Origin of the sequence: Paracoccus sp. S4493, from assembly GCF_000967735.1 — a bacterium.
Classification (GTDB): Bacteria; Pseudomonadota; Alphaproteobacteria; order Rhodobacterales; family Rhodobacteraceae; genus Paracoccus; species Paracoccus marcusii.
Genome location: NZ_JXYF01000017.1, coordinates 23464 through 30189 on the forward strand (window position 1 = coordinate 23464; position 6726 = coordinate 30189).

Below are 6726 nucleotides of genomic sequence, written 5' to 3' on the forward strand. Positions count from 1 at the left end.
CCCGCGCCCCCCGTATAGCGTCCGCGCGCATATCGCCAAAGGAGTGCATCATGACCGATATCAAGCGTCTGGAAACCGGCCCGCGGATGAGCCAGGCGGTCATCGCCAACGGCTTCGTCTTTCTGGCAGGCCAGGTCGGAGAACCAGGCACCTCGGTCACGGACCAGACCACCGCGATCCTGAACCAGATCGACGCGCTGCTGGCGCAGGCCGGGACCGACAAGACCCGCATCGTCTCTGCCCAGATCTGGATGGCCGACATGGCGAAATTCGCCGAGATGAACGCCGTCTGGGATGCCTGGGTGCCCCAGGGCCACACGCCCGCGCGCGCCACCGGCGAATCCGCGCTGGCGACCCCCGACTACGCGGTCGAGATCATCGTCACCGCGGTCCTGTGATCGCCTGAAGGACAGAGCGCGCCGCGCGCAGGCCCGGCGCCTCTCCCCCCTTTCCCAAGCGGTCCATGGTCAGGTCCATGGCATCCAGCTGGGCACCCCGCTTTGCACGGTTCTCCAGCGCGTCCTGCAGCGCCTGCGCCATGGGGCCCGGCTGGCAGCGGCTGCCCAGGAACTCGGGCACGGCGCGCGTCTCGCTGACCAGGTTGACCAGTGTGACGGTGTCGGTGCGCAGCAGCGCCCCCACGATCAGGCGCGACAGCGGCGCCATGTCATAGCCGATGACCATCGGAATGCGGTTGGCCGCCAGTTCCAGGCTGACGGTCCCCGACGCCGCCAGCGCCAGATCGGCGGCGGCAAAGGCGGCACGCTTCTCGTCCGGCTCCTCGATCACGATGGGGGCTGTGGGCCAGCGGCGGATCATGTCGCGGACCATCCCGGACACGCCCGGAACCGTCGGCAGCACCACGCGGACTTCGGGCACGCGGTCCCGCAGCCGGATCAACGCCTCGTCAAAGCGCGGGCCAAGGCGGGTGACCTCTCCGCGGCGCGAACCGGGCAGGCACAGGACCACCGGCGCGTCGGGCGCGATGCTGTGGGCATTGCGGAACAGCTGCGCGTCGTCCGGGCCTGCCACGTCGGCGGTGGCGACGGGATGACCCACGAAATCGCATGTCATGCCCGCGGCCTGCATCAGCGGCGGTTCGAACGGCAGGATCGCCAGCACGTGATCGATCACCTGCGCCATCTTCAGCGCCCGCCCCGGCCGCCAGGCCCAGACAGAGGGCGCGACGTAATGCACCGTCCGCAGGTCGGGACGCTGCACACGGACCAGACGTGCGACGCGCAGGCCGAAATCAGGACTGTCGATGGTGATCAGGACGTCGGGGGCGGCATCGATGACCGACTGCGCGGTCTGCGCGATGCGGCGTTTCAGGTGGCGGTATTTGGGAAGAACCTCCCAGATGCCCATGATCGACAGCTCGTCCATGGGGAACAGGCTGGTCAGGCCAAGGGGGGTCATGGCGGGGCCGCCGACGCCCAGGAACTCTGCCTGCGGATCAAGCTGACGCAGTCCCGCCATCAGCGCGGCGCCCAACTGGTCGCCCGAAGCCTCGCCCGCGATCAGGAAATAACGCATGCCGTGCCGCCTTCTTGCTGCCTAGTCATGGGTATTGGGACGGAGGCGAAAGGACCAGCCTTTTCAGTCCAGCCCGCCTGCCGCCCACAGGAACAGGCCCGCCGCCTGTGCACGGCGCACCATTTCCGGGCGGTCCAGAAGGATCACCTGTCCCGCCGCCCAGGCAATGCCGGCAAGTCCCGCCGATACGGCCTGATCCACCGTGTCGGGCCCAAGGGTCGGCAGGTCGATGCGCAGATCCTGTCCCGGCTTCGGCGCCTTGTAGAGGACGCCGCGGGCGCCTTTGGGATTGGGGCGCAGGTCGGCATGGCGCGCGGCGAAATCCAGCATCGCGGCAGTGCCAGGCAGCGTTTCCAATGCCAGACACAGGCCCTGCGCAACGACCGCCCCTTGGCCCAGGTCCAGCGGCCCGGTCTGGGCCAGGATCCGCGCGGCCCGGCCCGCGTCCCTGCGGTCTGCATCGGTCGGCTCTCCGGTCAGGATGCCTTCCGCCGGGATAAGGTCAGGCGCAATTTCACTAACGGAACAAACCGTAAGGTCATTCTCCTCGAAAATGTCGAGGACCGTTCGCAGTGCCGCGTCATCGCCCGACTGCATCGCGGTCAGGATGCGGGGGACAAGCTGCGCGGTCCGCGGGTCGAACGCCTCGGGGTCCAGCCGCGGTCGCCGGATCGCGCCGGCAAAGACCACGCGGGTCACTCCTTTGGCATGCAGATCATCCAGGAACGGCACCAGGCGTTCCAGCTGGAACGTCGTGGCGGTCAGGCCGTCCGGGGCAAAGCCCGGCAAGGCGAAGACCAACGGATCGTCCAAGCAGGCAGCAACGGCCGGGGCCAGGGCGCCCTGCCCTGCGATGATGGCGATGCGGCTCATTCAGGTTTGGGCGCCAGAAAGCTGCGGTCGGACGGGCCAAGGATGAAGTCCAGCACATCGCGCTCCATGCCGGTCACCTGGGCCTCGGCACGCGTACGGGCCGTATCGCGGAAGGATCCGCGGCCCAGATCGCCCAGCAGGGACCGCAGCGCCGCGATGTCGGACCGGGTCGCGCCGCGGCGCTTCAGCCCGATCAGGTTCAGACCGTCCAGATGCCCGCGCGGCCCTTGGACCAGGCCATAGGGGATCACGTCGGCAGTCACCATCGTCACCGCCCCGATCATCGCGCCGCGGCCGATGCGGACCCATTGATGCACGCCCGACAGCCCGCCCACAATCACGTCATCCTCCAACACGCAATGGCCCGCGATGGCCACGCTGTTGGCCAGGATCACCCGGTCGCCGATCCGGCAGTCGTGGCCCACATGGCTGGACGCCATGAACAGCCCGTCATCGCCCACGGTGGTGACGCTGCCGCCGCCGGCGGTGCCGGGGTTCATCGTCACGTATTCGCGGATGCGGTTGCGGGCGCCGATCTGCAGGCGGACGTCCTCGCCCTTGAACTTCAGGTCCTGGGGAACCTCTCCGATGCTTGCGAAGGGAAAGATCACCGTCCCCTCGCCCACCGAGGTGTCGCCGGTCACGACGACATGGGATTTCAGCTCCACCCCGTCCGCCAGCCGGACCTTGGGTCCGACCACGCAGAACGGGCCGATGCGCACCCCTGCGCCGATCTGGGCGCCGGGTTCGATCACGGCCGAAGGGTGGATCAGGGCATCAGCCATCCTTGCGGGCCATCATCGCGGTGTATTCCGCCGACGCGCACAGCTGGCCGTCGACCATGGCCTTGCCCTCGAACTTCCAGATCTTGCCGCCGCCGCGGATGGCGCGGCAATGCAGCTCCAGAACGTCGCCCGGCACGACCATGCGGCGGAACTTGCAGTTGTCGATGCCCATGAAATAGGTCTGCATTTCCTCGTCGATGACGTTCATGCTGATGCCCACCACGACTGCCGCAGTCTGGGCCATCGCCTCGATGATGGTCACGCCGGGCATGATCGGGTGGTTTGGGAAATGGCCCTGGAAATGCGGCTCGTTGCTGGTCACGTTCTTGATGCCCACCGCACTCTCGAACGGGACGATGTCGCGCACCTTGTCGATGAACAGGAAAGGATACCGGTGGGGGATGATCCGCTTGATCAGCGACAGGTCGGCCTCGGTATAGGGGGCGGGATTGCGCGTGTCGTCAGCCATTTGCGTTCCTTGAGACGGTTTCGTCGGGGTTACCAACCGGGGGGCCGGATGGCAAGCGGGTCAGGCGGGACGGCGCCGCCCCTCGGCCAGCCAGCCGGTCAGGATCAACCCCGCGATCAGCGCCAGCCATGCCCATCCGGGCAGCAGCGGCTTGCGGTCCAGGCCGGTGACGGTCGCGGCATCGCGCGGGGTGACGCCGATCCAGGGGCCGCCCAGGCCATCGCCGCTGGCCGCCCGGCCCGCACGCGTCTGGCGCAGGTCCGGCACGCCGTCGGACAGACGCCGAACCGACCCGCCGCTGGCCTCGACCAGCGGCGCCAGCAGGGGCGCGTCGGCCACGGTTTCCTCGAACTCGCGGGGGGCTGCGGGGCCAAGGGCCAGAACGCGGCGCATGTCGCCATCGGCCAGACGATACAGCCCGGGTTCGGGCGCTGTCCAATCGGCGACAAAGCGGCCCGGCCCGTCGGCGGCCAGCGGAACCTGGGTCACGGTGCCGTCGGGGGCGGTGACCTGCAGCGGTCCGGCGCCGTCCTGCATGGTGCGGCGGGGGAACCGCACGGCCAGCCCGTCGCGGACATCCGCCAGCAGGGCTTCCTCCTCCAGCTCGGGCTCCTTCATCGACCAGTGGGCGATGCGGCGCAGCAGCTCCAGCTGCGGGCCGCCGCCCTCGAACCCGCGCCCCCACAGCCAGACCTGGTCCGAGGTCAACAAAGCGACGCGCCCCTCTCCGACCCGGTCCAGGATAAGCAGCGGCTTGTCCTCGGCCCCGGTCATGGCGACCTGGGCGTCGCTTGTGGGCGTGACCTCGGACAGGCGCAGCCAGCGGCCCCAATCGGGCGCCTCGGGATCGGGGCCGCCCAGGCCCGCGGTCACCGGATGGCGCCGCCCCTCATCGGTCAGGCGCGGCGTGAACGGCTGGTCGATGACGCGACCGGTGGGCCGCGCAGGCAGGATCGGCCCCAGAGGCGACAGGTTCAGGCTTTCGACCGACGCCATCTCGGGGCCGGCCGACACCAGGATCGCGCCGCCGTCCTCGACGTATCGGGCGATGTTCATGTAGTATTCGGGCGGCAGAATGCCCCGCACGCTGTAGCGGTCAAAGATGATCAGGTCGAAATCATCGATCCGCTCCAGGAACAGCTCTCGTGTCGGAAACGCGATCAGCGACAGCTCGTCCACCGGGACGCCGTCGAACTTGTCGGGCGGTCGCAGGATGGTGAAATGGATCAGGTCGACCGCGGCGTCCGATTTCAGCAGGTTGCGCCAGGTACGCTCACCCGCATGGGGCTCTCCGGATACCAGCAGCACACGCAGGCGGTCACGCACGCCGTTGATGCTGATGGCGGCGGCATTGTTGCGGTCGGTCAGCTCTCCGGGTGCGTCGTCCAGCGCGATCTGCACGACGTTCTGGCCGGCATGGCCGGGCGTCACCGGCAGGGACAGGCTGGTGTTCAGGGGCACGGCGACGGTCTGCTCGTCCTCGCCGTCCACGGACAGTCGCAGGGTGACGCTGCCGGTGCGGCTGGCCTCGGGGACCAGGCCCTGATCCTCGACGCGCAGGCGGATGGTGACCTCCTGCCCGATCAGGCCAAAGGCCGGGGCCTCCTCGATCACCAGGCGGCGGTCCCAGTCCTGCGGCTCACCGGTCAGCAGCACGTGCAGCGGCGCCGCCATCCCCTGCGGCAGCATCTGCCGGTCGTGCAGGCGGCCATCGGTGACGGCGATCCCCCCGGCCAGCCGAGCCTCGGGTTCGGCGGCGATGGCGCGCGACAGGGCGGTGGCCAGCGCCGTGCCGTCATCGCTGTCGCCCACGGTCACGCGACGCAGGTCGGTGCCGGGCAATGCGGCGATGCCCGCGGACAGGTCGTCCACCGCCTGATCGACCTGCGCGGCGCGCCCCGGCAGGGCCTGGCTGGCAGAGCGGTCATCCAGCAGGATCACGATGTCGGACAGGGCCGCACGCGTGCCCAGTTCCAACGCCGGCCCGGCCAGAGCCAGCGCAGCCGCCAGCCCCGCCAAGCCGCGCCATGCCCAGCCCCGCAGCCCGCGCCACAGTGCGAAGGCCGCGACCAGCACCGCCAGCGCGGCCAGCATGCCGATGGCCCACCACGGCAGGGCCGGGTCGAACCGCAGCTGGGTCAGGGATGTCATGGTGCCAGGATCTCCTCGGTTCGCAGGCGGTCCAGCAGGGCGGGCACATGCACCTGGTCGGATTTGTAGTTTCCGGTCAGCACGTACATCACCAGGTTCACGCCGAACCGGGCCGCCATCTCTCTCTGGCGGTCACCCTCCCAGCCCTGTCCGATGGGATAGGCGGCATAGCCGTCGGCGTTGACCGCCCAGGCCTCGGCCCAGGAATTGCCGCCGATGATGACCGGGCTGACGCCGTCGTTCAGCTGGCGGAACGGCACGCCGGCCTCGGCCTGGGACGAGACGGTCGGGGCCTCGGCCCAGACCGGATTGCCCTGCCAGCGGCCTGGAAAGTCGTCCAGCAGGTAGAATGTCCGCGTCAGCACGTGATCATCGGGAATGGGCGCCAGGGGTGGGATGTCCAGCGGCGCGGCCAGGCGGCGCAGCGCCTGCGACATGTCGGGGCCGCCGACACCCGCGATGTCGCCGTCGCGGGTGTCGAACAGGATCATTCCCCCCGACCGCAGAAAGGCGTTCAGCCGCAGATAGGCCTGCGGTCCGGGCGCGGGCTGTGCATCGGTGATGGGCCAATACAGGAACGTCAGCAGCGACAGGTCGTCCTGGTCCAAATCGATCCCGATCGGCTGTCCCGGCTCGACCGAGGTGCGGCTGCGCAGCGCCTGCGACAGCCCGGTCAGACCCTGTTCGGAAGCCTGATCGATCCGCGCGTCGCCCGTCACGACATAGGCCAGCGCCACGTCGGCCGCGGCCCGCATCAGATCGGGGTCCAGGTCCTGCGCCTGCGCCCGCGGGCCCGGCAGCGTCGCCAAAACAAGCGCGACCGCCGCCATGGCCCCTCGCCTGCGTCCGCGCCCCAGCCAAGCCGACCCGATGGCATCCAACGCCAGCAGCAGCGCCACCGCGGCCAGCAGC

Annotated in this window: 7 protein-coding genes; 1 reads left to right on the forward strand and 6 read right to left on the reverse strand. The window is 69.5% G+C overall.

Going from position 1 to position 6726, the window contains the following annotated elements:
- The first annotated feature begins 50 nt into the window (after positions 1-50).
- On the forward strand, positions 51-398 hold the full coding sequence (locus TW83_RS03640; protein ID WP_045981415.1) for a RidA family protein: 348 nt from the start codon (positions 51-53) through the stop codon (positions 396-398).
- Here the strand turns inward: TW83_RS03640 and lpxB are convergent.
- The 6 genes from lpxB to TW83_RS03670 all read right to left on the reverse strand — a co-directional run.
- On the reverse strand, positions 382-1536 hold the full coding sequence (gene lpxB / locus TW83_RS03645) for a lipid-A-disaccharide synthase (RefSeq protein WP_045981416.1): 1155 nt from the start codon (positions 1534-1536) through the stop codon (positions 382-384). The two genes, TW83_RS03640 and lpxB, sit on opposite strands and share 17 nt — an antisense overlap.
- Positions 1537-1599: 63 nt before the next feature.
- Entirely contained in the window at positions 1600-2409 is an 810-nt protein-coding gene (gene lpxI, locus TW83_RS03650) for a UDP-2,3-diacylglucosamine diphosphatase LpxI (protein WP_045981417.1), read from the reverse strand.
- Positions 2406-3194, reverse strand: coding sequence for an acyl-ACP--UDP-N-acetylglucosamine O-acyltransferase (gene lpxA, locus TW83_RS03655; RefSeq protein ID WP_045981418.1), 789 nt, complete (start codon positions 3192-3194; stop codon positions 2406-2408). The genes lpxI and lpxA overlap by 4 nt, the downstream gene beginning before the upstream one ends.
- Positions 3187-3663: a 3-hydroxyacyl-ACP dehydratase FabZ gene (gene fabZ / locus TW83_RS03660; protein WP_045981419.1), complete on the reverse strand. Its 477-nt coding sequence runs from the start codon at positions 3661-3663 to the stop codon at positions 3187-3189. Before fabZ ends, lpxA begins: the two co-directional genes overlap by 8 nt.
- A 60-nt stretch (positions 3664-3723) precedes the next feature.
- Positions 3724-5814 carry a membrane protein gene (locus TW83_RS03665; RefSeq protein WP_045981420.1) on the reverse strand — a complete coding sequence of 697 codons (2091 nt, stop codon included), beginning with the start codon at positions 5812-5814 and terminating at the stop codon, positions 3724-3726.
- A partial coding sequence (locus tag TW83_RS03670) for a DUF4159 domain-containing protein (protein ID WP_045981421.1) occupies positions 5811-6726 on the reverse strand: 916 nt, incomplete at its 5' end. The genes TW83_RS03670 and TW83_RS03665, both read right to left, overlap by 4 nt.

Bases quoted from the DNA above. Each gene is read 5' to 3' on its own strand.
- TW83_RS03640 (WP_045981415.1), top strand. From the start codon at position 51: ATGACCGATATCAAGCGTCTGGAAACCGGCCCGCGGATGAGCCAGGCG.
- lpxB (WP_045981416.1), bottom strand. From the start codon at position 1,536: ATGCGTTATTTCCTGATCGCGGGCGAGGCTTCGGGCGACCAGTTGGGC.
- lpxI (WP_045981417.1), bottom strand. From the start codon at position 2,409: ATGAGCCGCATCGCCATCATCGCAGGGCAGGGCGCCCTGGCCCCGGCC.
- lpxA (WP_045981418.1), bottom strand. From the start codon at position 3,194: ATGGCTGATGCCCTGATCCACCCTTCGGCCGTGATCGAACCCGGCGCC.
- fabZ (WP_045981419.1), bottom strand. From the start codon at position 3,663: ATGGCTGACGACACGCGCAATCCCGCCCCCTATACCGAGGCCGACCTG.
- TW83_RS03665 (WP_045981420.1), bottom strand. From the start codon at position 5,814: ATGACATCCCTGACCCAGCTGCGGTTCGACCCGGCCCTGCCGTGGTGG.